23 protein-coding genes are annotated in these 26,366 nt (G+C 62.6%); 4 read left to right on the top strand and 19 right to left on the bottom strand.

The features are described 5' to 3' along the window. Positions 1–9: 9 nt before the first annotated feature. The 10 genes from AC5ZGW_RS09610 to AC5ZGW_RS09565 all read right to left on the bottom strand — a co-directional run bounded on the left by AC5ZGW_RS09610 (position 10) and on the right by AC5ZGW_RS09565 (position 10,982). Entirely contained in the window at positions 10–984 is a 975-nt protein-coding gene (locus tag AC5ZGW_RS09610; RefSeq protein WP_130223775.1) for a tripartite tricarboxylate transporter substrate-binding protein, read from the bottom strand. A 27-nt stretch (positions 985–1,011) separates the two neighbouring features. Then, a complete protein-coding gene (locus tag AC5ZGW_RS09605) occupies positions 1,012–1,725 on the bottom strand; it encodes a GntR family transcriptional regulator (protein ID WP_130223777.1) in 714 nt (237 codons plus the stop codon). Between the two features lie 86 nt (positions 1,726–1,811). Beyond that, the gene (locus AC5ZGW_RS09600) at positions 1,812–2,582 is read right to left on the bottom strand and encodes an SDR family oxidoreductase (protein WP_130223779.1); all 771 of its coding nucleotides are present in this window, start codon (positions 2,580–2,582) and stop codon (positions 1,812–1,814) included. 17 nt (positions 2,583–2,599) lie between these two features. Further along, on the bottom strand, positions 2,600–3,835 hold the full coding sequence (locus AC5ZGW_RS09595) for an ABC transporter substrate-binding protein (protein WP_130223781.1): 1,236 nt from the start codon (positions 3,833–3,835) through the stop codon (positions 2,600–2,602). 36 nt (positions 3,836–3,871) lie between these two features. After that, positions 3,872–5,107: an ABC transporter substrate-binding protein gene (locus AC5ZGW_RS09590; RefSeq protein WP_496113901.1), complete on the bottom strand. Its 1,236-nt coding sequence runs from the start codon at positions 5,105–5,107 to the stop codon at positions 3,872–3,874. Positions 5,108–5,141: 34 nt separating this feature from the next. Next, positions 5,142–5,849 carry an ABC transporter ATP-binding protein gene (locus AC5ZGW_RS09585; protein WP_130223783.1) on the bottom strand — a complete coding sequence of 236 codons (708 nt, stop codon included), beginning with the start codon at positions 5,847–5,849 and terminating at the stop codon, positions 5,142–5,144. Further along, the gene (locus AC5ZGW_RS09580) at positions 5,836–7,614 is read right to left on the bottom strand and encodes a branched-chain amino acid ABC transporter ATP-binding protein/permease (protein WP_130223785.1); all 1,779 of its coding nucleotides are present in this window, start codon (positions 7,612–7,614) and stop codon (positions 5,836–5,838) included. Before AC5ZGW_RS09580 ends, AC5ZGW_RS09585 begins: the two co-directional genes overlap by 14 nt. Continuing rightward, complete coding sequence (locus AC5ZGW_RS09575) at positions 7,611–8,546, bottom strand: branched-chain amino acid ABC transporter permease (RefSeq protein ID WP_130223787.1); 936 nt, start codon at positions 8,544–8,546, stop codon at positions 7,611–7,613. Before AC5ZGW_RS09575 ends, AC5ZGW_RS09580 begins: the two co-directional genes overlap by 4 nt. Positions 8,547–8,661: 115 nt before the next feature. Further along, the gene (locus tag AC5ZGW_RS09570) at positions 8,662–10,059 is read right to left on the bottom strand and encodes an MmgE/PrpD family protein (protein WP_130223789.1); all 1,398 of its coding nucleotides are present in this window, start codon (positions 10,057–10,059) and stop codon (positions 8,662–8,664) included. 29 nt (positions 10,060–10,088) lie between these two features. Next, the gene (locus AC5ZGW_RS09565; protein WP_130223791.1) at positions 10,089–10,982 is read right to left on the bottom strand and encodes an NAD(P)-dependent oxidoreductase; all 894 of its coding nucleotides are present in this window, start codon (positions 10,980–10,982) and stop codon (positions 10,089–10,091) included. 11 nt (positions 10,983–10,993) lie between these two features. Between AC5ZGW_RS09565 and AC5ZGW_RS09560 the strand changes: the two genes are divergently transcribed. Together AC5ZGW_RS09560 and AC5ZGW_RS09555 are read left to right on the top strand one after the other, a co-directional pair. After that, positions 10,994–12,541, top strand: a complete 1,548-nt coding sequence (locus AC5ZGW_RS09560; RefSeq protein ID WP_245474550.1) for an MmgE/PrpD family protein — start codon at positions 10,994–10,996, stop codon at positions 12,539–12,541. Continuing rightward, positions 12,538–12,921 (top strand): carboxymuconolactone decarboxylase family protein, encoded by a 384-nt coding sequence (locus AC5ZGW_RS09555; RefSeq protein WP_028164705.1) that lies wholly within the window; start codon positions 12,538–12,540, stop codon positions 12,919–12,921. Before AC5ZGW_RS09560 ends, AC5ZGW_RS09555 begins: the two co-directional genes overlap by 4 nt. Before the next feature lie 55 nt (positions 12,922–12,976). Here AC5ZGW_RS09555 and AC5ZGW_RS09550 read toward each other — a convergent pair whose 3' ends face one another. Continuing rightward, positions 12,977–14,077, bottom strand: a complete 1,101-nt coding sequence (locus AC5ZGW_RS09550) for a LysR family transcriptional regulator (protein WP_245474551.1) — start codon at positions 14,075–14,077, stop codon at positions 12,977–12,979. Between AC5ZGW_RS09550 and ggt the strand changes: the two genes are divergently transcribed. Further along, positions 14,042–15,655 (top strand): gamma-glutamyltransferase, encoded by a 1,614-nt coding sequence (gene ggt, locus AC5ZGW_RS09545; protein WP_130223793.1) that lies wholly within the window; start codon positions 14,042–14,044, stop codon positions 15,653–15,655. The genes AC5ZGW_RS09550 and ggt overlap by 36 nt on opposite strands. Before the next feature lie 60 nt (positions 15,656–15,715). Beyond that, positions 15,716–16,906: an ABC transporter substrate-binding protein gene (locus AC5ZGW_RS09540; RefSeq protein WP_130223901.1), complete on the top strand. Its 1,191-nt coding sequence runs from the start codon at positions 15,716–15,718 to the stop codon at positions 16,904–16,906. A 57-nt stretch (positions 16,907–16,963) separates the two neighbouring features. Here AC5ZGW_RS09540 and AC5ZGW_RS09535 read toward each other — a convergent pair whose 3' ends face one another. The 8 genes from AC5ZGW_RS09535 to AC5ZGW_RS09500 form a co-directional block, all read right to left on the bottom strand. Continuing rightward, complete coding sequence (locus tag AC5ZGW_RS09535) at positions 16,964–17,320, bottom strand: YbaN family protein (protein ID WP_130223795.1); 357 nt, start codon at positions 17,318–17,320, stop codon at positions 16,964–16,966. Between the two features lie 111 nt (positions 17,321–17,431). Further along, positions 17,432–18,427, bottom strand: a complete 996-nt coding sequence (locus AC5ZGW_RS09530) for an FAD:protein FMN transferase (RefSeq protein WP_130223797.1) — start codon at positions 18,425–18,427, stop codon at positions 17,432–17,434. 10 nt (positions 18,428–18,437) lie between these two features. Next, the gene (locus AC5ZGW_RS09525; protein WP_130223799.1) at positions 18,438–18,989 is read right to left on the bottom strand and encodes a nitrous oxide reductase accessory protein NosL; all 552 of its coding nucleotides are present in this window, start codon (positions 18,987–18,989) and stop codon (positions 18,438–18,440) included. Further along, positions 18,986–19,819, bottom strand: coding sequence for an ABC transporter permease (locus tag AC5ZGW_RS09520; RefSeq protein ID WP_130223801.1), 834 nt, complete (start codon positions 19,817–19,819; stop codon positions 18,986–18,988). Before AC5ZGW_RS09520 ends, AC5ZGW_RS09525 begins: the two co-directional genes overlap by 4 nt. Further along, on the bottom strand, positions 19,816–20,733 hold the full coding sequence (locus AC5ZGW_RS09515; RefSeq protein WP_130223803.1) for an ABC transporter ATP-binding protein: 918 nt from the start codon (positions 20,731–20,733) through the stop codon (positions 19,816–19,818). Before AC5ZGW_RS09515 ends, AC5ZGW_RS09520 begins: the two co-directional genes overlap by 4 nt. Further along, entirely contained in the window at positions 20,730–22,127 is a 1,398-nt protein-coding gene (locus AC5ZGW_RS09510) for a nitrous oxide reductase family maturation protein NosD (RefSeq protein ID WP_130223805.1), read from the bottom strand. The genes AC5ZGW_RS09515 and AC5ZGW_RS09510 overlap by 4 nt, the downstream gene beginning before the upstream one ends. After that, the gene (nosZ, locus tag AC5ZGW_RS09505) at positions 22,127–24,073 is read right to left on the bottom strand and encodes a TAT-dependent nitrous-oxide reductase (protein WP_130223807.1); all 1,947 of its coding nucleotides are present in this window, start codon (positions 24,071–24,073) and stop codon (positions 22,127–22,129) included. The genes AC5ZGW_RS09510 and nosZ overlap by 1 nt, the downstream gene beginning before the upstream one ends. Beyond that, the gene (locus AC5ZGW_RS09500; protein WP_165435066.1) at positions 24,066–26,339 is read right to left on the bottom strand and encodes a NosR/NirI family protein; all 2,274 of its coding nucleotides are present in this window, start codon (positions 26,337–26,339) and stop codon (positions 24,066–24,068) included. The genes nosZ and AC5ZGW_RS09500 overlap by 8 nt, the downstream gene beginning before the upstream one ends. Between the last annotated feature and the right edge of the window lie 27 nt (positions 26,340–26,366).

The following is a 26,366-nucleotide window of genomic DNA, read 5'->3' as shown; positions in this document are numbered from 1 at the left end:
GGAAGTGTCCTATTGCGGCTCGATTCCCGCGGCCTTGATGATCCGCGCCCATTTGTCGATTTCGGTCTTCAGGAAAGCTTCCAGCGCTTCGGGAGTTGCGCGTTCGGTCTCGACCGGGGTCATGCTCAGCTCCGCAAAGCGGCTGACGAGTGGCGGGTCCTTGAGTGCCGTCTGCAGAGCACTGACCAGCACGTCGACCACGGGCTTCGGAGTGCCACGGGGTGCGTAGAGGGCATACCAGGTGGTCACATCGAAGGCGGGAACGCCGGCTTCCGCTGAAGTCGGAACGTCCGGCAGCGTGGCGACGCGCTTCTTGCTGGTGATCGCATAGCCCTTGATGGTGCCAGACTGGATATAGGGCGTAGGCCCCGTAGCCGGATCGCAATAGACATCGATATGGCCCGCGATGACGTCGTTGAGCGCCGGCCCGCCGCCCTTGTAATAGACCGACGTGAGCTTGGTGTCGGTCGTGCTGATGAACATCAGGCCGCAGAGCTGCGAGGCGGAGCCGAGGCCAACATTGCCGAATGTGACCTTGTCGCCGTCGCTGCGGATCCGCCCGACCAATTCCTTCAGATCCTTGGCGGGAAAGTTCGGCCGCGCGACCAGGATCATCGGCACGTCGGTGACGAGGCCGATCATGGCGAAGTCGCCGACCGGATCGAACGGCAGTTTGGCGTAGAGCGACGGGGCGGTCGCCTGACCGACATGCATCAGCAGCAGCGTGTAACCGTCAGGCGCCGCCTTGGCGACGCGGTTGGTGCCGAGTGTGCCGCCGGCGCCGACCACATTCTCGATCACGATCGACTGTTTCAGCGTTGCGCTCATCGCGCTGCCGAGAATTCGCGCAATCACGTCACCGGGACCGCCGGCCGAGAAGGGCACGATCATGGTGATAGGGCGGGAGGGATAGTCCTGCGCGAATGCCGTCGCGCACGGCGACAGCAGCAGAAGCAAGACCAGCGATCGTACCAAAGACATCATCACGCGCTCCCTCCCTTTGCGCTTCGCCTATGGGTCGGGAAGCGTCATTTCCTTGGCTGTTGTCCGCTCGATCATGTCGAGCGCGGCGACAGCCGCGGCGTTGACGTGATCGACGCAGCACCGTTCGGCGAGTTCCTCGTTGCCGCTCTGGATCGCGCGCCAGATCGCCGTGACCTCGCGCAAGCTCTTGTTGATCCGCTTCGGCTGCGACATCGAGGTGATCCGCAGCAGCGTGATCCGGTCATGCAATGGCTTGAGCATGCGTTCGACAAAGGCGTTGCGGCAGCCGCCGATCAGCGCGCCGTAGAAGTCGGTCTTCGCCTCGAGACACCCAGCGAGGTCCTGTTTCGCGGCCGCCGCTTTCAGGCGGGTCAAGGCATCGCCGATCCGGCGTACCACGTCGGGATCATGCAGACGGGCACATTCGCGGCCTGCAAATCCCTCGAGCACCGCCCGGGCGGCATAGAGCTGCCGGGCCTCCTCGAGGCTGATCCTGCTGACCACCGGGCCGCGGTGGGGAACCGTGTTGACCAGCCCATCAGCCTCCAGCAGCCGCAGCGCTTCTCGAATGGAGGGGCGACTGACGCCCATCATCTCGCACAGCTCGCGCTCGACCAGCCGCTGGCCGGGTTTAAGCGTCCCGGACATGATCGCCTCGCGCAGCTTTTGCGCGACCATCTTCCTGACGGTCGGGACGGCTTCGATGCGAAGCGTGGACTGCAGTTCGGCGCGTCGGTCCATTTGCGAGATGCCTTCGTTCTATCGCGGGTTCACCAGCGATTTACCGGCAGAATCAGCATTTGTCGCTCTCTCGAAATCGGCTTTATTCATGCGATTGACCAGCCTCCATCGATCGGTAGGCTGGCCCCGGTGATGTCCTGTGCGGCTGCGCCGCAGAGGAACACCACCAGAGCGCCAACGGCTTCCATCCCGATGAACCGGCCGGACGGCTGGCGCTCCGCGAGGTATTTTTCCGTGGCGCGCTCCAGGGACTCGCCGGTTTTGGCAGCAATGGAGGCGATCTTGCTCTGGATGGCGGGGGTCGGCAGCGTTCCTGGGGAGACCGCATTGCAAGTGATTCCGGTGCGCGCGGTTTCGAGCGCGACGGCGCGGGTGATACCGAGGATTGCCGTTTTGGTGGTGACGTAGTCGATGCGATCTTCGACCGCGCGGGTCGAATAGATGGAGGCGATGTTGATGATGCGGCCCCAGCCGCGTTGCTTCATGGCGGGTAGCGTAAGGCGGATCAAGTGGAAGGGCGCAGACACGTTCACCGCCAGCGCGTGCTCCCATTGATCCGGTGGAAAGTGCTCGAGATCAGAGAAATGCCGGACCACGGCATTGTTGACGAGGATATCGATCGCGCCGCAGCGGCGAAGCAGGTCGGCCAGCATGGCCTCGATGGCGGAGCGCTGCGACAGGTCGGCTCCCGCAGTGATCACGTCGACGCCGAATTGCGCGCGCAACCGGTCAGCGGATTCGTCCGGCGCGACGAGATCATGCAGGACAATATTGGCTCCCGCGCCGGCAAGGCTTTCCGCCACCGCCAGTCCCAGGCCGGCGGTCGATCCGGTTACGAGGGCCCATTTGTCTTTCATCGTTCGGCGATTCCCTATCAGCTCTTCGGCCAGAACGGCTGCGCCAGTGCAAGCTCCGGCGGGAACACCGTCACCGGCACACCAGACTGCCACTGCACGATGGTCATGCCGGCGCCGACGCGGCGGCCTTTGTCGTCGAACTTGATCTCGCCTAGCGGGTAGTATTTCGAGGGACCGGCATCCATGCTGCGCAGGGCTTCGGCGACGGCAACGCGGTCGGCCTTGCCGGCTTTCTCCAGCGCGTCCTTGATCACCCACATGTCGCCATAGGTGGAGATTGCGTTCTGCGTCATCCACGGCTCCTTGTAGCGGCTCTTCAACTCGGCGATCAGCGGCTCGTGTCCCTTGGCGCCCCAGCTTGCGACGCAGGTCAGGACACCTTGAAGGAGCTCGGGGCTGACGGTCTGCAGCATGTCCGGTTCGGCGATCGCGATGCCGAACGAGATGGTCGGCACCTTGCCTTGGCCGAGGCCGAACTCGTTCATCTTTTCCAGCAGCAGTTTCGCGTCCGAAATCACGGTCGGCAGGAAGAATAGAAGATCGGGCTTCGCGGAGCGTATCTTCTGCACCAGCGACGTCGCATCCGCGAGTGGCGGCGTGAACGTCTCGTCGACGATCAGTTGCAACTGGTTTTCCGCCAAAAGGCCCTCGCGCATCGATTTCGCGGATGCGATGGAAGCCGCCGTATTGTCGGTGAGGATCGCAACTGTCTTCGGCCGCTTGCCGGAAGCCGTCTCCGCCAGCTTGATGATCTGCGGCAGCGCCTGGCGAGCCTGCGAGCCCGCCGTTGCCGAGGTCTGGAAAACGTATTTGAAGCCGCGATCGGTGATCAGGTCCGAGTAGGAGAGGGTGAGGACGGGCAGATTGGCGCGCTCCGTCACCTCGGTGACCGCGAGCGTGAACGAGGAGAGATAGGCGCCGCTCGCCGCGACCAGATCGGACTCCTGGGCCACCATGCGCTGGGCGGCATTCTTGGCCTTTTCCGTGGTGTCGCCGGAATCCAGCACCACCAGTTTCAGCTTGGCGCCGCCGAGCGCCTTGATGCCGCCTTGGGCATTGATGTGATCGACAGCCATTTCGGCGCCCTCACGCATGACCGTTCCCGGGCGCGCATAGAGCCCGGAAATCGGCACCAGCAAGCCGACCTTCACCTCCGGTGGATGCTGTGCCCACGCGCGGGATGCGATCAGCGTGCTGGACGCGCCCACAAGCAGCGTTCGCCGCGTCACTGTGGTTCGGTTCCTTCCAGTCATGACGATTCTCCTCCGCGAATGGTCACGAGGCTGCCGTCAGGATTTCTTCGGCCAGAACGGCTGCGATTGCGCGAGTTCGGGCGGATAGACGGTGACCGGCACGCCCGATTGCCACTGCACGATGACGACGCCGGCGCCGACGCGGCGGCCCTTGTCGTCGAATTTGAGCTGGCCGCCCGGATAGTATTTCGACGGGCCGGCATCCAGTGTGCGGAAGGCCTGCGCCACGGCCTGGCGATCAGCTTTGCCGGCCTTCTCCAGCGCTTCCTTCATCAGCCACATATCGCCATATGTCGAGATGACGTTCTGCGTCATCCAGGGCTCCTTGTATTTGGCCTTGAGCTCCGCGATGAGGTCCTCATGACCCTTTGACCCCCAGTTCGCGACGATCGTCATGATGCCTTGCACGACCTCCGGGCTGACGCTTTGCAGCATGTCCGGTTCGGCGATGGTGATGCTGAAGGAGACGGTCGGGATCTTGCCTTGGCCGAGGCCGAATTCGCTGATTTTTTCGAGCCCGAGCTTCGCGTCCGAGACGGCGTTAGGCATGAACAGCAGCAGGTCGGGCTTCGCGGAGCGGACCTTCTGGATCAGGGGAGTGGCATCGGATAATGGTGGCGTCCAGACTTCCTCGACGACGAGCTGCAATCCTTCCTGTGCGAACAACTTCTCCTTGAGCGCCTTGGCTGTGGCGACCGAGGTCGCGGTGTTGTCCATCAACATCGCCACCGTTTTCGGCCGCTTGCCGGAGGCAGCTTCCGCGAGCTTCATCAGCGTCGGCAATCCGAGTTCGGATTGACGGCTTGCCGTTGCGGCGGTCTGGAAGATGTACTTGAACCCGCGGTCGGTCAGCAGATCCGAATAGGACAAAGTCAGCACTGGCAGTTCGGCGCGCTCGGTCACCTCGGTGACAGCCAGTGTGAAGGAGGAGAGATAAGCGCCGGTGGCGGCGACGAGGTCGGGCTCCTGCGCCACCATGCGCTGGGCTGCATTCTTGGCCTTCTCGGTGGTATCGCCGCAGTCGATCACCACTAGCTTCAGCTTCGCGCCGCCGAGCGCCTTGATGCCGCCCTGCGTATTGATGTGCTCGATGCCCATCTCGGCGCCCATCTTCATCACCTGGCCCGGCCGGGTATAGATACCGGACAGTGGTACGATCAGGCCGACCTTGACCTCAGCCGGTTGCTGTGCGCGCGCCACCTGCGTGAGGCCGACAGCGGCGGCTCCTGACAGCACAGTACGGCGGGTCAATCCGTTGGTCGTCTTGTTCATCTTGTTTTCTCCCTCCCCATTGTTCGTTGGCTCGTCACATGCCGAGATAGGCCTTGCGCACGCGGTCATCGGCGCGCAGGGTTTCGTTGTTGCCTTCGAGGACGACGCGTCCGGCCTCGAGGACATAGCCGTGATCTGCGGACTCCAGCGCCTCCGCCACGCGCTGCTCGACCAGCAGCATGGTCAGGCCGGACTGCCGGCGGATCTCGATCAGCCGCTCGAAGACGAAATCCGCGGTCGACGGCGCAAGCCCCATCGAGGGCTCGTCCAGCATCAGCAGTTTCGGCGAGGAGGCGAGGCCGCGTCCAATCGCGAGCATCTGCTGCTGGCCGCCGGACAAGGTGCCTGCGAACTGGCTGCGGCGCTCCGCGAGCACCGGTAGCCACGCGAAGATGCGTTCGATGTTCGCCGCCCAGTCGCGTCGGCCGCTCTCGGTCATCGCGCCCATTTCCAGGTTCTCCATCACGGTGAGCGAAGGAAAAACCTGGCGGCCTTCCGGGACGTGGGCGATGCCAAGGTGGGCGCGCTGCGCAGGTGGTACTGCGAGGAGATCGACACTGTTAAAGAAGATCCCGCCGCCGCTCGGCCTCAGGATGCCGGAAATGGTCTTGAACAGGGTCGTCTTGCCGGCGCCGTTCGGTCCGACGATGGCGACGAACTGGCCTGCATCGACATTGATGGACACACCGTTCAAGACGGGCTTTGCAGAGTAGCCCGCGCTCAATCCCTCAATGCGGAGCATGGGCCATCCATTTCTTGCCGAGATAGGCCTCGATCACGCGGCCATCGCGCGTGACCACCTCCGGCTCGCCCTCGGTGATGACGGCGCCATGGTCGAGCACGAGGAAGCTGTCGACCAGACGAACCATCGCCTGCATCGTGTGCTCGATGATGGCGATCGTCATGCCGTCGCGCGCAAGCTGCTGGATCACGGCGACGACCTCATCCGCCTCGCCATGGCCGAGGCCCGCGAGCGTCTCGTCGAGCAACAGGATGCGCGGCTGGCCTGCGAGTGCGCGCGCGAGCTCCATCAGCCGCAGCTCCTTGGTCGAGAGCTCGCCAGCGACGCGGTCTGCCACCGCAGAAAGGCCGACGCGCGCGACCGCGTCGGCGGCAAGCTTTCGCGCCTCTTCGTCAGTTCGTGCGCGCACATAGGCGCCGACCACGACATTGTCGAGGATCGACATGCGCAGGAATGGACGCATGACCTGGAAAGTGCGGCCGACGCCGGCCTCGCAGATCGTATGCGGGCGCTCGCCGGACATGTTGCGGCCATCGATCAGCACTTCGCCCTGGTTCGGTCGCAGGAAGCCGTTCAGGAGATTGAAAAGCGTCGTCTTGCCGGCGCCGTTCGGGCCGATGATCCCGAGGATTTCGTTCTTGTGCAGTTTGAAGCTGACGTTCTGGACGGCTTTCAAGCCGCCGAAAGAGCGAGAGAGGTTCCGGACCTCAAGCACAACTTCGCCGGTTGCGGCTCGCTGTCGGGCGGGCCGGGGCGACGTCACGGTTGTCGCCGGAGCTTGCGATCGATCCACCATCGCGGCCGCTTTTGGCGCCAGCCGCTTGCGCAGGAGATCTCGCAATTTCCAGAACAGTCCTTCCGGAGCGACCAGGATGACGCAGACGATGGCAAATCCGAAGATCACGCCCTGGATGCCAGGGAAACGTGCGCCGGCCTCGGCATCCAGGATCTCGGCCAGCGGGATCAGGATCACAGAGCCAATGACAGGGCCCCAGACCGTGCCGACGCCGCCGAACATCGCAACCGTCAGCGCCTGAGCCGACACCAACATGCCGAACACCGATTGCGGGGTGACCACCAGCAGCACCTGCGCATAGAACGCACCGATGGCGGCAGCTATCGCGCCGCTGAGCGTGATCGCGCGCAGCTTCCAGGCCAGCGTATTGATGCCCGCGGCCTCGGCTGCGGCCTCGTTCTGCTTGATTGCCAGCAGCGCCATGCCAAAGCGGGAACGTTCGATGACCCGCGTCAGCAGGATCGTGGCAAGCAGGATCGCCAGCGCCAATAAGGTGTAGAGCCGGGGATCGGCAAACTGCATATAGGCGATCGGGGCGTCGCGCTTGATCGGGAGCGTGACTTCCTGGAAGCCGAGCCACTCGAACACGTAGAGAATGGCGAGCGGATAGGCCAGCATCGCGAGCGCGAAGTAATGCCCCTGCAGACGAAAGGTCGGAAATCCGATCAGCAGCCCGGCAATGCCACCAAGCATTGCGGCGACCGGAATCAGGAGCCAAGGCGACAGGTCGAAGTAGATTTGTCCGAGCGCTGTCGTATAGGCGCCGATCCCGAAAAAGGCGGCGTGCCCGAACGAGATCAGACCGGTGTATCCGCTCAGCAGATTCCAGGACAAACCGAACACCGCCCATACCGGGACCAGCGTCAGAACCAGTTGATAGTACGAGTTGGTGACGCTGAGCGAGATCGCCGCATAAACGATCGTGAAGACGAGAGCAGGGACCAGCGAGCGCAATTGGTGCACGGTCATGTCCTCTCGACCATGCGCCCGAAGAAGCCTTGCGGGCGGAAGAAGATGATGAGGAGGAACACCACAAAGATCGCGGCGTTCTGCAACTGCGTCGGCAAAATCAGTGTCGACATCTGCTGGACCAGCCCGATCGTCATGCCGCCCCAGAAGGCGCCGATGATGCTGCCCATGCCGCCGAGAACGACGCCGGCATACATGACGATGACGTATTCGAGCCCGACGAAGGGATGGAACGGATAGTTGGTAGCGAGCAGGCCGCCGGCAATGGCCGTGATGCCGGAGCCGAGCGCGAAGGCGGTACGGTGCGCACGATCGACGTCAATGCCCATATAGGTCGCGGCGGTCGGATTGTCGGCGGCGGCACGAAGCGATTTTCCGATTCGCGACCGCGTGATCAAGAGCGACAGCAGCGTCATGATCAACAGTGAAACGACAGCGTCGATGCCGCGCGCCTTGTTGATGAAGATGCTCATATCGAAGACCGGGCCGAGTTCCCATGCCGAGCTCGACAGTGGCGTGCGGATCGAAGCCAGCACCGACCCGAAGATGATGAGGCCGCCATTCTGGAGGATCAGCGCGATGCCAAGCGTCAGGATGAGCTGAGCATAGTGACCTTCACCCTCGAGCGAGGCCGTGCGTGTGCCCGACACATGCGAAATCAGGGTAAGGTGGACGAAATAGCCGAACAGCGCGAGCACAGGGCCGGCCAGCAGGATCGCGATGAACGGCCCGACGGCATTGCCGAAGACGGCTTGGACGCCGGCGGCGGTGAACAGGTAGAAGGCGACATACATGCCAAGCATCATGAAATCGCCATGGGCGAAGTTGATGACCCGCATGACGCCGAAGATCAGGCCAAGTCCGACGCACATCAGGCCGTAGACGGCACCGATCAGCAGGCCTGCGGCGAGCGCTTGCAGAAATCCTTCCATCAGCAAGATCTCCGCGGCGCAGGGATAAGGCCATTTTGCCGGCCGTCCTTCGCTGTCGTCGCTGCAACGCTGGTCTCCCGGTCCGCCATTTCACCTCCGCAATGTCTGGCGTTTCCTAGGACGCCGATCGCAAAATCCGCTCCGGCGAGTCCAGCCGGCATTGCGCCGCGATCACGCTGGCATCGCCAAGCTGCTCGCAGCCATCGACGAGTTGTTCGAGGCGTTGCGCGCGGTCTTCGCCGATGACGCGCGTTGCCGCAGTTCGAAAACGTGCGCGAATATCTGTAGGCGTTGCCGGAACGACATCGGCCAGGGCGTGTCTGATCGTTCTTCCGTCACGCAGAAACACAGTCACTTCCGCGCCTTGCTTGCCGGGGAAAGAGGCGGTGAAGCCGGGATCACTCTGCAGGATGGTTGCTGCAACGAGACGGAGGATTTCGGGATCGTCCAGCTCCGCGTAGTTGTCTTCTTCGATCTCGCCCCGCGCGAGCGTCGCTGCGACGCTGAACGGAATGCTCATCTTGGCCTGCAGTGCGTTCCGGTAAGGCCCCTTCGAGTCGCATCCGGGATAGCGAACGGCGGCATCCGGAGCGCGAATGATGATGCGATCGACGTCATCCGTGTTGGCGAGTTCGTGCGAGGCTCGAAGCGCGGCCTGCGCCGCGGTTTGGGCGAAGTTACAGGCCGGTGCCGGCTTGTTGTAGACGGCCATGATCTCGCACTCGCCGCCGCCGAAGAGTTCGATGCTGATGGGCGCCGTCTCGCGCCGATAGGCCGCGAACAGGCCGGCTTCGCCTTCGAGGATCATCTCTGACCCGAATGCGCCGGCTGCGGCGAGGCCTATTGCCTTGACCGCATTGCTTGTAGCGAAGCCGGGATGAAAATACATGTCTGAGGCGCCAGTGTGTGGCCACTGGTTCAAGCCGCTTGAGGTGTTGGCGGCGATGGCCATGGCGCTGGTCGCGGCGTCCTCGGACAGCCCGAGTGCGAAGCTTCCGGCCAGTGCTGCACCAAGCGGTGCAACCAACCCCGTCGGGCGGTACAAGCGTGCGAGCTCGGACGTAAAGAGCGCCCGGCCAATCCGCGCACCGGTTTCGTAACCGATGATGGCGGCGGCGAGCAGGGTGGTGCCACGCAGCGGAGCCTGCTCCGATAGCGCGAGCAGGGTTGGCCAGATCACGACGCCATGATGCGATATGCTGGCGGCATGCATGTCTTCTCGCACCAGCCCATGCCCCATCACGGCGTTGGCGAAAGCGGCGTCAGCCGGTGAGGCAAGCCGCGAGCTACCGATGATGGTTGCGCCGTCGCTAGCGGCGTGCGCGATCGTGACAGCCTGACGGCTCCAGGGGTGAGTGCCTGCCTCGAAGGCGCAGGACAGGAAATCGAGCAGGCAGGCCTTTGCTTTCGCGATCACGTCGGGCTCGAAATCCGCGAGATCGACGGCAAGCGCGGATCGCGCCATCTGCCGCGCGAGCGATGCCTTGCCGGATCCGGTCGGGCCGATCGTCATCGCAATCGCTGCTCCCTGAAGCCTTGTGATCAGCCGCGCATCTGCACTCCGGCCCACTCCTCGACCACCTTGGCGATCGAGGTGAAATCGGATGCGGCGCCATATTTGGCATTGGTGATCGCGAGCATTTGCCGCACCACGGCGCCGCACACCATGGGCACGCCCATGGCTTCGGCCTCATCGACGCACAGCCGGACGTCCTTGTAGGAGAGGCCGGTGGTGAAGCCGAAATCGAAAGTGCCGGGCAACACCGAACGCGGGAACTTGTCTTCGGATGCGCTGTTGCGGCCGCTGCTGGCATTGATGATATCGATCAGGACCTTGGCGTTGACGCCGCCCTTCACGCCCATCGCCACGGCTTCGGATGTGATGACCAGAGCCGCCGCCGCCATCAGATTGTTGGCGAGCTTGGCTGTCTGCGCCACGCCGGGCATGTCGCCGGTGTAGAACAGCTTGCCGAAGTTCTTCAGGATTGGCTTGACAGTCTCATAGGTCGTCTGCGGACACGACACCATGACCGCCAGCGTGCCGTTGACAGCACCTTTGATGCCGCCACTCACGGGCGCATCGACCAGTGTCATGCCTTTTGCTTGCAGGCCCTCTGCCACGAGCTTGGCTGCGCCCGGGCCGGTGGTGGACAGATCGATCACGATTCGCGCGCGGCTTCCGCTGCTGATCCCATCCGGACCGAGCGCGACCGCCTTCACAATGTCTGGAGTGGGCAGGCTGGCCAGCACGATATCCGCGCGAGAGGCGACATCGGCGGGCGACTTGGCCAGCTGTGCACCGCGCTTGACCAGCGGCTCCGTCGCTTCGCTCTGTGTATCGTAGACGACCAGCGAATAGCCGGCGTCCATCAATCGCCCCGCCATGGGGCCGCCCATGCGACCCGTGCCAATGACGCCGAGCGTCTCTCCCGCCATCGTTCACTCCCGTGCCCGCGCGTTTCCAGGACGAACGCGCTCTTGTTGTTGTCGTTTGTCGTCATCGAGGCAGCAGTTCCTGCACCCGCGATCCTCACTGTTCGGATTGTCAGTCAATCTGTCAAGCAGAACATTTTGTGGTCGACAGTTGGCCGCGGGTCGGCTTATGGTTTTTGAAAACCGAGGAATCCGCTCAGGTGACACAAGGCGAGGTTTCAAGCGTCAGCCGGACGCTCGGCGAATTTGTCGCCGCCACATCATGGGCGGATGTCGCGAGGCAAGGTCACGACGCCAAACGGTCCATTCTCAACTTCTTCGCGACCGCACTGGGTTCGGCCCACGATCCGGCGGTGACGACCGCCCTGCAGACATTGTCGCCGTTCAGCGGCTCTCAGACCTCCGCGATCATCGGCCGCTCCGAGCGGCTCGATGCCCTGTGCGCGTCATTCATCAACGCCATCTCCGCCAACCTGCTCGACTTCGACGACACCCATCCCGAAACGATCATTCATCCGGCCGCGCCGGTTGCAGCTCCGGTGCTGGCACTCGGGCAGGCGCGCAAACTGTCGGGACGCGATGTGTTGACGGCCTTCATCCTCGGCGTCGAGGTCGAGTGCCGCATCGGCAATGCGGTCTCGCCGCGCCACTATGCGCGCGGCTGGCATATCACCTCGACCTGCGGGATATTTGGCGCGGCAGCCGCCTGTGCAAAGCTGCTGAGACTACAGGCCGACGGCATTGCCGACGCGATCGGGATTGCCGCAAGCCAGTCGGCAGGCAATGTCGAGAACCTGCCGACCGCCGCCAAGAATGTGAGCGTCGGCAATGCCGCGCGTAACGGGCTTTTTGCCGCACTGCTCGCTCAGCAGGGGTATGCGGCCGCGCCCCGCGCCATCGAAGGGCCTCTCGGATGGGCGCGCACCATGGGCGACGAACCCGATCTCGACCGTCTGCTTGGTGGCCTCGGCAATACCTGGGAGATCGCAAGAAATACCTACAAGCCCTATCCAGCCGGCATCGTGTTCCATGCCGTCATCGACGCTTGCTTCCGCCTTCGCGATCGGATCGGTGAGCGAACCGATCAAATCGATTCTGTGACGGTGCAGGGCTCGGCGTTGTTGCTGGCGCGAGGTAATCGGCCGGTACATAACGAGCGTGACGCGCGCGTGAGTATCCATCATTGCGCGGCATGCGGTTTACTGATCGGTGCGGCCGGCATTGGCGAATTTGCGCACAAGACGGTGTTCCGACCTGACGTCGTGCAGTTGCGACAGAAGGTGAGGGCTGATCGTGACGACACGATGCCTGATGGCGCGGCGCGGGTGAGTGTGCGCCTCGTGACGGGCGAAGTCTTCACTGAGACCGTCACGTCGCCACGGGGCAGTCTGGCCGATCCGCTCACCGATCACGATATCGAAGCGAAGTTGCGCGCGTGCGTGCGGGCCGGTGGAAGCGATTGGGACCCGGACGATGTTATCGAGGCGGTCCGGCAAATCGATGCGCTCGATGATGTTTCCAACTTGATGCAACGCTCTCCAAACCTGAAAGGACGATTATGAGCAAAAGCGAGTTGTTCGAAAAGGGCCTCAAAGTTCGCAAGGAAGTGCTCGGCGAGGACTACGTCAACAAATCGATCGCAGGCGCCGACGAATTCACTCGGACGATGGCGGAATGGTCGACCGAGTTCTGCTGGGGTGCGCTGTGGACAAGGCCCGGGCTCGATCGGCGTACTCGCTCGATCGTCAACCTGGCCATGCTCGGCGCGCTTAATCGGCCGCATGAACTGAAGCTTCACGTCAAGGGCGCCCTGAAGAATGGACTTACCAAGGACGAGATCAAGGAAATATTGCTACAGGTCGCCGTCTATTGCGGCGTGCCCGCCGGCATAGACGCATTCCGCAACGCTCGCGACGCTTTCAACGAAGTTGAGACGAAGTGACCTGCAGGAGGCTTGTCGGCCCGCTTTTGGGCGATGGCCGACGGGCCTCCTCGGATCAGGCCGTCGGGTTTCTGATCAGTTCTCTCGCGACCTCGATAAACCGCGCGGTTAGCGGGGAAAGGTTGTCCTCTCGCCAGGCCAGCGCGATATCCAGGGTTGCTTTGGCATCTTTGATTTCGAGCGGCTTGATTCCCGGTGGCAGTGTCGGAATAAACGACGCATCGAGAATCGTGCAACCGAAGCCCGATCGTACGAGTTGAAGCAGCACCGGCAAGTCGTCGGCCTCCTCGATAACGTTCAATGTCACTCCTTTCGCTGCCGTCATATCGTCGACAAGCATCCTGAAGCCGCGCCATCGACTGGCGGTACCGATCACGATCGGCGCGGTCGCCATGCGTCGCAGCGTTATCGATCGTTGCTTGGCCCAGGCGTGACTGGCGGGGACAAGCGCGATGAGCCGCTCGCGCGAGATGGGGATGCTCTTCTGCGGACCCGACGACACATTGGCCATCATGAAGCCGAGGTCGATAGTGCCTTCGTTCAGCGCTTCGGATTGCTCCGATGATGCAAGCAATCGTAGGCCGACTTGAGCTTCCGGGCACTTCTTGCGGAACTCTATGATGACATCCGACATCGGGCCCGTTGCGGCGAACGTAGAGTAGCCGACCATCACCGTGCCGCTGAGACCCTGCGCCACAGCGCCGGCGCGGGCAAAGGCACGTGTTAACCGTCGCATCGCTTCGGCGGCTTCGCGATAGAGGGTTTCGCCGGCAGGGGTCAGCGCCACATGACGCGTCGAGCGCTCAAACAGAGGAAAGCCGAACTGCCTCTCGAGGTGCCGGATGCTGCGACTGAGAGCCGGCTGAGCAATTCCCAACATCTGAGCCGCTTTTCGGAAGCTCAGCGTCTCCGCAACCGCAAGGAAATACTGCGTCTTGGCGTGAAGCGAGGGATGGATCATCTGGGGAACTGATATCATTTGGTTATCAATTGGCGTCCATTTAGTATTGGACAGGCATGAATACAATTTGCCAAGTCGGTAGGCAATGGCGCGCGTGCGGGACGCGGCCCGTGGTTCCCTGCTGCCGCGGCCGAACCAGTCAAACGAAACGGAGGAAACATGCCCCAAGCGAAGGCGATGATCGTCGCGGCACAAGCCGAAGCGGCGGAGGCAGGGGCGACGATGCTGCAGGCCGGCGGCAACGCTATCGATGCAGCGATCGCGTGCGCGCTCGTGCAGGGCGTGGTGGACCCGCTGATGACCGGCATCGCCGGGTTCGGGAGCGCCGGCATCTACTTCCCGACGCAGAATTTTCACAAATATCTCGACTTCCATGCCCCGTCGCCGGCCGCTGCGCGACCCGATATGTGGGCACACCTGATCGAAGGCGAGGCGCGGGACGGCTATGGCTTCATTCTCAAGGGCAAGGTGAATGACGTCGGCTATCAATCGGCCTGCGTCCCGGCGTCGCTGAAAGCATATTTTGAGGCACACGCCAGATTCGGTGTGCTGCCGTGGCGCGACATTGTGGCTCCAGCGATCGAGTGGGCTGAGCGCGGCTGGATGGTGCGGCCGCATGTCGAGTTTTTCTGGTCCGATCCCGGCACGATGGGGCGTGCGTCCGGTGTGGAACGATTGGCGTTCTCGCCGTCCGGCCGAAGCCTCTATTGTCGCGACGACGGCACGCCGAAGCGCGTGGGCGATCTCGTGCGCAATCCGGACTATGCCAAGACGCTCCGCCTGATTGCCGAGGGTGGCTCTGACGTTTTCTATAAGGGTGAACTGGCGCAGCGCATCGCACGCGATATGCGGGAGCATGGCGGCCTAATCACCGCTGAGGATCTCGCATCGTATCAACCAAAATGGCTCGATCCGCTGCGAAGTACATATCGCGGCTACGAAGTCACCACCAATAATCCGCCCGGCGGCGGCCTCATGCTCGTCGAGATGCTCAATATGCTCGAGCGTTTCGATCTGGCGGATATCGGACATAACAGTGCCGAGTATCTCCGCGTCGTATGCGAAGCCATGAAGCGTGCGACCATCGACAAGGATAACTTCATCGGCGATCCCGGCTTCGTCGACGTTCCCACTTCACGCTTGGTGTCGAAGGACTACGCTGCCGCCATGGCAAAGGACATCGCGGCGCGGATCAAAGCAGATGTGCCGCGTCTCAATTCCGGATTTCCGTCGAAGGACACGACCCAGGTTTCGGTCATCGACCGCGACGGCAATTGCGTGACCATGACTCATTCGCTGGGAATGCCTTCCGGAGTTATCACCGATGGCCTTGGCTTCTTTTATAACGGATGCATGGCTGTGTTCGATCCGCGGCCGGGCCGGGCGGGTAGCATTGCGCCCGGCAAGGCGCGCTTCACTTCGGTATGCCCTTCGATCATTCTTCGTGATGGCAAGCCTTACCTGGTGATTGGCGCTCCGGGCGCCACCCAGATTGCAATGGGTGTGCTGCAGGCGATCCTCAACGTCCTCGATTTCGGTATGACCATGACCGAAGCGGTGAGCGCGCCGCGGTTCTCGGCAACCAGCAACGCGATCGATGTCTCAAATCGGATCATCCATCGCACCACCCGACAGCTCGAGGCCGAGGGATATGAGGTGATCCGCAGTCCGTACACGTTCGGATTCGCGGCCGTCCACGGCATCCGCATCGATGGCGACAAGCTCGACGGCGGAGCCGATCCCGGACACGACGGGATCGCGCTGGCCGTGTGAGTCGCTGAAAACAACGAAATTGGAGAGGGAAGAACGATTGTGAAGACATCAAGCCTGGGAATGGTCGTCGCGGCTGTGCTGGCGTCGTCCGCTAGCGCGTACGCGCAGGTCTCCGACGACGTGGTCAAAATTGGCGTGTTGACGGACCACTCGGGCGGATTCGCCTATCTCGTCGGCAAGCATTCGGTCGAGGCCACGCAGATGGCCGTTGATGACTTCGGAGGGAAGGTTCTCGGCAAGCCGATCGTCGTCGTCACCGCGGATCATCAGAACAAGGCTGATATCGCCTCTACGTTAAGTCGCAAGTGGTTTGACGCTGAAGGCGTCGATGCGATCACGGACGTTGCCGGTTCTGCGGTCGCGCTGGCGACGCAGGAGATTGCGCGTCCGCGCAACAAGATCCTGCTGATCTCGGGCGCAGCGACCACAGAGCTCACCGGAAAGGCCTGTTCGGCGACCACGACGCAGTGGAGCTACGACACATACGCGTTCGCCAAGGGCACCGCCAGCCAAGTGACCAAACAGGGTGGCACTTCCTGGTTCTTCCTGACCAGCGACTATGCCTTCGGTCACTCTCTTCAGAATGACGCGAGCCGCTTCGTCGAGGCGAACGGCGGCAAGGTGGTCGGCAGCGTGCGTTTTCCCTTTGGCTCGCCGGACTTCTCCTCGTTCCTCTTGCAGGCGCAGGCGTCCAAAGCCAAGGAAATCGGACTGGCGATGTCAGGCGCCGATCTGCTGACCGCCATCAAACAGGCTCGCGAATTCGGTGTCGTCCAGTCCGGGCAAAACCTGGCGAGTCTGGTGATCTATATCAACGATATCGAGGGGCTTGGACTTAACGTCGCCCAAGGTTTGACGCTGACCACGTCATTCTATTGGGATGCTAACGATGAGACCCGGGCCTGGGCCAAGCGCTTCATGGAACGCTCCGGCGGCTTTATCCCGAATCTGATCACGGCCGGCACTTATGCCTCGGTGATGCACTATTTGAAGGCCGTGCAGGCGGCCGGTACCGATGAGGGCAGGGCTGTTGCCGCGAAGATGCGGGAAATGCCAGTGAACGACTTCTACAACAAGAACGTTGAAGTCCGGGTCGATGGTCGTGTGATGCACAAGACCTACCTGATGAAGGTGAAGTCCCCCGCCGAATCCAAATATCGCGGCGATTTCTATAAGGTGTTGGCTGAGATGTCCGGCGAGGAATCGTTCCGTCCGCTCCCCGAAAGCCAATGTCCGCTGGTAGGGAAATAGCTCTGCGTTGGTCCTGGGGCGTGATACTTGGGGAGCGCCGCGACCAGCCTGTTCAAGTCAAGCCGATGGTCTGGTGAAAACGTAGACCAGACCGGTAAGCATCAGCACTCCGACGCTTGCCATCAGGATCGGGCCAGGCGCGGCTCCGATCCAGAACAGCAGGAATCCAACGCTCATGCCGGCAAGCGCCAGCAGCTTCGCCCTCAGGGGGATCGCGCCGTGCTCATGCCACGCACGCAGGGCTGGCCCGAAGCGGGGATGGGAGAGAAGCCAATTCTCGAGCCGCGGTGAGGACCGTGCGAAACAGGTCGTGGCAAGAATAAGGAACGGCGTTGTCGGGAGCACCGGCAAGAGTGCTCCGACAAAACCGGTGGCGACGAAAATAAAGCCAAGAACAAGATAAACGCGACGCATCAGCCGCAACCACCATGGAGCGAGGGCTTGTGACGGATGCCGAGCTTATCATAGTTCCAGATCGGCGGCGCAACCGAGGCGAAAGGGCTAGCCGTCTTCTGGTGCGTTGTCTTACGCGACCAGATCAGACGCATATCCGCGCGCATCGATGAGATGTACCCGTTCGATCCTCGCGGGCATAAGCAGTGATCGGATGCGCGGCTCCGTCATGAGACTGAAGGCGGTGGACATTGCATCGGCGGCAGTCGCATCGGCGGCGATGGTGGTCACGCTGCGGTAGCGCCCGGCGCAGCCGCCGCTCGACGGGTCGAACAGGTGGTTGAAGCGACCATCGGCATCGAAACAGAAGCCATAGCTGCCCGATGTCGATACCGCGCGGTCGACGATCGGAATGACCGTCGCGGTGACCCCTACCGAATCGGAGTCGGCAATCCCGATTTCCCAAGGCTGTCCATCCGGACGCGGTCCGATGGCGCGGCTCTCGCCCATGTCGACGAGACTGCGCGCGATACCTTGCGCGCGCAGGAGGTCGACGATCCTGTCTGTGACATAGCCTTGCGCGATGCCGTTCAAAGTGATCGCAGCACCGCGCGGCATCGCAATGCGGTCGCGGCTGACGTGAAGGCGGCGGTAGCCCACATTTGCGAGGGCGAGCTGCACATCGGCCGGGGCAGGGCCGTTGCGATCGGCGTGGACGCGCGAGAAGTGATCGGCATAGAGGCGCCACAACGGCTGCACGGTCGGATCGAACGCCCCGTTGGTCAGCTCCGCATAACGCAGGGAGATTTCCAGGAGATCCACGAGTTCGGCAGGAGGATCGACCAGCACGCCCGTCCGGTTCAGCTCGACCAGGGCGGAGTCGTCCCGGTAGAGGCTGAACAGCCGCTCGAGCCGTCGCGCTTCCGAGCAGGCAACCGCGATCAGGCGTTCCGCTTCACGCGGGTGCTCGTGATGGATCTTCAAGGTGGCGATGGCGCCGAGCATCGTGCCGCGCCAGGTGACGAGGTTGGTGTCCGCCTTTGCCCCGCGTCTGAAAGGGACGAGAGAAAGGCCCGCCGCCGCGGCGCTGATACGGATGAAGCGGCGGCGCGATAACATCTCGGGCATGAACTCCTCCTCAGTTTGTCGAGCCCGGCGCGGCCGTCTTGTCATCCGTCGATGCGCTGGACTCGTTCGATCCCAGCACGTAATCCCGCGGCACCTCGCTGAAGCCAACGATGTGCCCGCCATTTTCGGCGACAAACTTTTCGGCGGCGCCCCGGTCCGAGAACGGCACGGCTTCGAGGCCGCCCATCCCGCTCTTGACGCGGCTGCCGATCACGAACAGCGCCTTTCGCGCCTCGACCCAATTATCCGCGCCGGGCTTGTCCCAGCTCGCCGCCTTCGCCATGTCGGAGACATAGATGGCCTGGATGTCCTTCGGTTCGTCCGGCAGCATCGTGAAGGCGATGGCATCGCGCGCCGAGGAGAACCAGACCGGCTCGATCAGGCTGGCTACCAGGATCTGTCCCTTCGGCCCCGGGTGCTCGAGCACGTTCATGCCGCAATAGCGGCCGATCGCCTCTGCCGTCATCGCGTGCGGCAGGGGCAGCGCGGCCTGCCGTTTTTCGTTGCAGCCTGCAAGTAGGATCAGCGCGAGCAGCGCATGGACAACAGCAACACGCTTCATAGCTCCCTCCGGGAGAAGGACAGGCTTGCGGCTGTCAGTGGAATAAAGGTCCATAGCGCGAGCGCCGCCACGAGGACGGGGACCGACAATGTCGCGCTGCCCGCAAGCCCCGCCATGCCCGAGAGCGCGCTGACATTGGCAAAGCCGGTCAAATTGAGGAGCCTGTAGATGTCAGTCGGATTGAGGAGGAGCAAGGTGTTGAGAACGGGACCCGACATGTTCTGCCCCTTGTCCAGGACGAGGAGGCCGAGCAACGCCATGTCATAAACCAGCACGAGCAGCAGCCACAGGCCGATACAGACGCCAGCGGCGGTGCCGCGGTCGCGCACCTGCGCGCTGACCCAATAACCGATTGCAATGAAGACCGCTCCCAGCAGCACGGAGGAGCCGATCATTGCGATGAACGCCGCCAGCCCCTCGCGATCCATGTCACTGCCTGTCGCCAACAAGGCAGCGACCGCGGCCCCATAGCCGAGACTGGTCGCGAAGGCGAGCACGGCGAGATGTCCGCAGAATTTCCCGATCAGCACCTGCCAGCGAGCGACTGGGTAGCTCAGGAGCAGGAGCATGGTGCCACGTTCCATGTCCCCGACGATGGCATCGTGCGAGATCAGAAGCGCAATCAGTGGCACCAGGAAGATCGTAAGACTAGAAAGGCTGACGATGATCACGTCGAGCGGACGTGCGCCCACATTGCTGCCGCTTGGCGCGCTGCCAAGGAAGGTCAACGACAGCGCCAGGGCGGCCAGCAGCAGCGTTGCAGCAAGCACCCAGCGGTTGCGAACGGCCTGGCGGATTTCCTTGGCCATAATGGTGAGAACGGCATTCATCGCTGCCCCTCCGCCGATCGCAGGAAATGCGCGTAGAGTTCGTCGAGGTTCGGCGACGTCACGTCGATATCCTCGACCGAGGTGTCGGTTGCAGTCACGCGGCGCAATAGTTCGATCTTTTGCTCCGGTGCCGCATCGATCTCGACAACGTGGCCGTTGAGCCGCCGGTGCGGAGCGGATGCGGGTAACCAGGCCGGTATCTCGCCGGGAGCAAGGCCGGATATTTTCAGCCGGATCCGGGTCGGCAGTTGCGCCAGCCGCCTCAGCTCATCGAGCGAGCCATCGGCGACCTTGACCCCGCGGTTCATGATGATCACGCGTCCCGCCCGTTCCTCCAGCTCCGTCAGCGCATGCGAGCAGAGCAGAACCGTGGTGCCTTCGGCTGCAAGCCGCTGGATCGCGTCATAGAAGGTCTGGCGCAGTTCCGGATCGAGACCGGTGGTCGGTTCGTCGAGCAGCAGCAATTGCGGCCGTCCGATCAGCGCTTGCGCCAGCCCGAGGCGCTGGCGCATGCCTTTCGAATATGTGCCGACGCGCCGGTCCGCGGCTGCGCCGAGCCCGACGACCTCAAGCAGGTGCTCCGCCTTTGCGATCGGCTCATGCTTCAGCCAAGCATAGAACCGCTGCGTCTCGCGGCCAGTCAACGTTGCATCGAAGGAAACGTTTTCCGGCAGGTAGCCAAGCCGGCGCCGTGCCGAAAACTGACCAGCGGCGGGATCCTCGCCCAAAACCCAGATCGTGCCGTGCGTCGGGTGAATCAAACCCAGCATCAGTTTCATCAGCGTGGTCTTGCCGGCACCGTTGTGGCCGATCAAGGCGACCATTTCGCCTTGGCCAAGCTCGAACGAGGCGCCGGACACCGCATTGATGCGCCCATACCGTTTGCTGACGTCCGTTATTCGTACCGTGCTCATGGCCGAATTCCTTCCGCAAGCTTGCGGCGCGCTGGCGGCGACATCAGCGGGTGATTGTCGACGACGCCACCCGGCAGCAGCGCGGGAAATTGTCCCTGCGCCCACCGGATCGCCTGGACGGCGGGACTGTTGATCAGAACTTTGGCCGCAGGCGCGGTCCACAACACCCGGTCGATCAGGTCGTTGGGCCGATACGCCGTATCGGCAATGCCGTCGCCGTTGAGATCGAAGGCCGGATTGTCGCTCCAGTAATTGCCGCGCCCGCTTTTCGACCAGTCGAGATAGCGGGTGCCGGCATACTTGACCTGGTTGACGTTGTTGACGAACGCATTGCCGGTGATGGCGTTGCCTTCGGAACCTGCGGTGAAATGCACGCCGATTTCGCAGCCTTCGAACCAGTTGTTCTCCAGCCGATTGTTGTTGGTGTTGTAGATGAATACGCATTTTTCCGGGCCCAGGCGTGGAGCCTTGGTCTGGCTTGCCTGCGCGGTGGTGCCGGCGTCCGCTTGCGAAATGCCTTCTTCCGCGCGGCTGTCGGAAGTCGCCCAGCGCTCGGCCGGCTGCAATCCGCCGATCACGGCATTCCCGAGGATTTTCGAACCGTTCGCAGCGTTGAACAGCATGCCTCGATCGCGATCGTGGTCGGAAACGTTGTCCCGAACGACGAGCCGGTTCGAGAACATGAATGCGAAGCCGATGGTGTTCCCGGTCGAAACGTTGTTGGTGACTTCGCCGTCATTGGCGTACATGTAGTGGATCGCCAAGCGCAGGTTGCTGAAGCGGTTGCCGCTGAACACATTGTTGCGGCTCGATATGACGAAGATGCCGTCGCGCCCATAGCGGACTTCGTTGTCGATCACCTTGGCCCCGGGGGCATTCCACACCGACACGCCGTTGCCGGCCTCGCTGATGCGGATCTGGCGCAAGCCGGCAATGCGGTTGTGGCGAACCACGGCATCGGGAGCTCCGTGGACATAGACGCCGAACAGATTGTCCTCGAGAAGATTGTCCTCGATGACGGCGTCGCGCGCGGATTGCTCGACAAAAATGCCGGAGTCCATCGTCTCGAGCGAACGCCCGGAGCCGCGCACTTCAAGGCCGCGCACTACGGCGCCGGGGGCGGTGACCGTCACGACGCTGCCCTGGCGAGATCCCGCGATGACAGCTCCGGTTTCGCCGGCAAATGTAATACGGCGGGCGATCCGCAGCGGTCCGCGATAGGTGCCGGCGGAGAGGCGCACTTCATCACCGTCCACCGCCTGGTCGAGCACCGCCTGCACGTCGCTGACGTCCGGCGCAATCGCAAGCTGCGCTGCTGATGCCTGCACGACAAGGCTGGCGGCGGCAAGCGCCGCCAGCCCGAAGCACGCCATATGGTGTGCTGTCCGCTCCATCATGCGTTTCGCGGGTGCACGAACATGCGCCCGCGCATTTCCATGTGCATGGCGTGACAGAACCAGGTGCAGAAGTACCAGTACACGCCGGGCTTGTCGGCGACGAACGTCACCGACGACGTCTGCTGCGGGTCGATCTCCATGTTGACGCCATAGTTGACGATGCAGAAGCCGTGGGTCAGGTCCTCGACGTCATCGATATTGGTGATGTAGACGGTCACCTCATCGCCTTGCTGGACGTCGAATTTGTCGAGCGCGAAAGCGGGCGCAGCAGAGTACATGTAGACCCGCACCTTGTTGCCGTCGCGGACGACTTTGGCGTCGCTTTCGAGCTTGACGCCGTCGGCGACCGCCTGCTTGCGCGCGTCCTCGAAGAACGGGTCGTCGCGTTTCCAGATGCTGAGAACGCGGCCGTCGAGCTTCGAGCGATGAATGATCACCGCGTCATGCGGCTCCGCGAAACTCGGGCCGTCATGGACGAGGCGCATGCGGTCCCCCGAAATGTCGATAAGCTGATCGTTCTCCGGCTTGAGCGGACCGACGTTGAGGAAGCGGTCCTTGGAGAACTTGTTCAGCGACAGCAGCCATTTTCCGTCGGCCTCTTTGGTCTCGCCCATCGAGGAATGGTTGTGACCCGGCTGGTACTGCACGTCGAGTTTCTGGATGATCGGGTTGACCTTCTCGCCCTTGAACGCTCGTTTGGCTTGATCGATGTTCCACTTAGCCACCTGGCTGTCGAGAAACAGAGTCGTATAAGCGTTGCCTCTGCCATCGAAGGCCGTATGCAGCGGTCCGAGTCCGAGTTCGGGCTCGGCGACCACGACATCGCGCGGCTTGATCTTGTCGTCGAACAGCTGATCGAGCAGGCGGACGTCCAAGACGCTTACCGTCGGGGCCAGTTTGCCGTTGGCGACGACGTGAATCCCGTCGGGCGCGGCGTTCAGTCCGTGCGGGCTGTTGGAGACGGGAACGTAGCGCGTGCAAGGCGAACCATGCCGCCCATCGATCACGGGCACGCCATTCATCTCCTTGTAGTCGCCTTTCTTGACGGCCTCCTCGATCCGCTTGATGTTGAACACGGTGACCCAGTCCTGCTCGCTTGCGGTCATTTCGGCCAGCGTCACGCCCTTCTCGGAGTTGTAGCAGGTCGCGAACGCATATTTGCCCTGGTAGTCGGCGTCGGTGTTGTCGAGGTTGCCGTCAACCATCACCTGCCACGCGATCTTCATCGTGTCGCCATCAACGGCGGTGAAGATCGACCAGTATTTGCTTTTGTCGTCCAGCACCTTGCCGTCGTTTGGCAGCGGCACCTCGTACTCGCCGTTACAGAACACATATCCGGTGCGCGGATATCTCTGCAGGCGCATGCCGTGGATCGTGTACTGGTTGGGAATCTCGATGATCTTGTCGCACTTCATGATGTCGGTGCGAATGCGAGCCAGGCGGGTATTTGCCTTGTCGTTGATGAAGACGTAGCGGCCGTCATAAGTCCCGTTCGTGAACGACATATGCGGATGATGGCAATCGCCGTTCATCCAGATGCCGAGACGGTCTTTCAGCCGCTCGCGGGTCTCCGGCATCAGACCCTCGGTCATGATCTTGCGGCTTTCGTTGGTCTGGCCCCAACCAGTCGCGCTGCAGCGGTTGAACACGGGAATGCGCATCAATTCGCGCATCGAGGGCATGCCGACGATGCGGACCTCGCCGGTCTGGCCGCTGGAAAAGAACGTGTAATATTCATCGAGCTCGCCTGGCGCGATCTCCGACTTCAGGCCACCGGCGCGCGCCGGTGCTGCCTTGGTCTGTGCCGCAGCCGGCTCGGGTGCAAGACCCCTGCCGATGCTCAGTCCACCGGCGATGCCGGCAGCGCCGATCGCTGCTGTTCCTACCATCTGACGACGGCTGATCGCCGTCGACTTGTCATCGTCATGTTTCTCACTAGCCATGTTCGTCTCCTTTGTGTGAACGGCTGGTTGGAGCTTGTGAGTGCGCGGCGGCGAGCACCGGCTTTCCGGCATGCGTGATGACCGTCTTCGGTCCGCTTCCGCCCGCGCGCATCGAGGGCGATGACATGGCCTGGAATTTCTCGCGCTTGAGCCGCACTTGGATCATGTGCGGGCAGCGCTGGTCGTCGTAGTAGAGCTCCTGGCAGTGCATGCAGTAGATGCACTCGTTGACGTTGATGTGCCCTTCAGGATGGATCGATTGCACCGGACAATCCTTGGCGCAGCGCTGGCAGGGCGAGCCGCACTCTTTCCAGCGGCGCAGCCACTCGAAGGTCCGGATGCGTCCGGGGATCGCAAGTGCAGCGCCGAGCGGGCAGAGGTAGCGGCAGAAGAAGCGTTCGATGAACAGGCCGATGAAGAGCAGGGCGCCCGCATAGGCGACAAACGGCCAGCCGCGCGCGAATTTCAGGATGATCGCGGTCTTGAACGGTTCGACTTCCGCGAAGGTCTCTGCGAGCGCAACGGAGTAGAGCGACAGACCGAACACGGCGAGGAAGATGATGTACTTGATCGGCCAGAGACGTTCGTGAAGGCCCCAGGGCACCGTGATCTGCGGTACCTTGAGCCATTTCGCGACCGTGTTGGTCAGCTCCTGCAGCGCGCCGAACGGGCACAGCCATCCGCAGAACGGACCGCGTCCCCAGAACAGAAGCGCGGCGGCGGTTGCCGACCAGAGAATAAAGATCAGCGGTGCGGCGAGAAAGAACTCCCAGTGAAAGCCCGTCACCAGCGCGCTGGTGAAGGTCACCACGTTGACGACGGAGAGCTGCGCGTTGGCGTACCAGCCAAGCCAGATCAGCACAAAGGCGAGATAACTCCGGCGAACCCAGGTGTAGAGCGTCGGTCGTCGCACCAGGATGTTCTGAAAGAAGAAGATGGCGGTCAGTGCAATCAACGCTATCGCCGTGATCGCGATCGAGGCCGGCTGCGAGCGCCAGATCCGCATCCATAGCGGCTCTTCGTCAGCATCCGTTGGCAGGGAAATCTGTGCGGAGGGGACGGACGTCTGCCTTGCGGGCGCAGGTGGGCTGGACGGCACCGTCACCGCATGTTGCTCGGATCGCAGGTAGCGATTGGGCAGATTGTAGTCGAGATCGAAGGTGAGAAACGCCTTGTCGCGGCTGCCGACGTTTCTCTGCACGAGCAGTTGCAGTTCCCAGGGCTGGGTCGGATCGAGCGTGAATTCGGGCGGCGTGACGAACAATCCGATTTCGTGGAAGTCCGGCGCGCCGTCGGCGGCGAGCGCGCCCAGGCGGGTATGATTCCGGTCGCGGAAGCGGGTGCTGGAGCCTTCCTGAAGGATTTCGACGCGGTCGAAAATGCCGCCGCGCACATAAGCCGAACCCTTGAAAGAATAGAGGCCTTCGCCGGCGATCATGATCGCCTGCTGTCCCGGTTGCAGGCGCTCCTTCAGCCGCTCATAGCCGTCGTCGCCAAGCAGGCTGCGGCCGATCGTCGGGGCGCTGGCAAGCGCGACATAGAGATCGATGAAGGTATCGCCAGCGTCGCCTGCTTCAGGGTTCTGTGCGGCGGCCGCATTTCCTGATTTGGCGAACGCTTCATTGACCTCGCCGATCGTCAGGTGCAGCCGCCGCACCGAGCCGTCGCCGACAAGGCTGGCCCAGTCACGAATCTCGCTCTTTCCGAGGTCAAGCGTCTTGGTAACGGGCGGCAATGCCGCCGCCGCGGCGGCGCTTCCGCCGCCAATTCGTCCGGTTCGGATCAGCCGTACCGCGGAGCGTACGATGCAGTCGCCCATGACCAGCACGGTCACGGTCGCGCCGCTGACGATGTCGACCTGCGGCGGCCGTTCCGAGCCTTGCGCGATCGGCCTCATATCCTTGCCGATCAGGCCGTTCACGGCGGCAACGATGCGCGGCTCAGGAATTCCGATCAGGACGATCGGCTCCTTGTGGTCGACGAGCCTCAGGCCTCTGACGATGCCATCAGTATCGATGCCGACCAGGATGTGAATCGGCTTGCCGGAATAGCCGATCGAATTGGCGAAATCCGAGTTTAGATAGACAAAGCCCTGCAGTTGGTCGCCGCGATAGATGGGGACGATCGGCGGGTCTCCTTGCGGCGGACCAAATCGATCCGCACCTGTGAAGAAGTCGCCGGGGTGGATTTTTGGCAGATAGGTGGCGAGATCGCTCGCGGCGAGGGCCGCGCGTGTCCAGAAGATGATGCCGACGGCGACAATCACGGCCAGCGCGAGTGCGGCCGCTCGTCG

Source organism: Bradyrhizobium sp. Crot121 (genome assembly GCF_059512385.1).
Note: the sequence above shows the minus strand (reverse complement) of the source record. Positions and strands in the feature narration are given on the sequence as shown.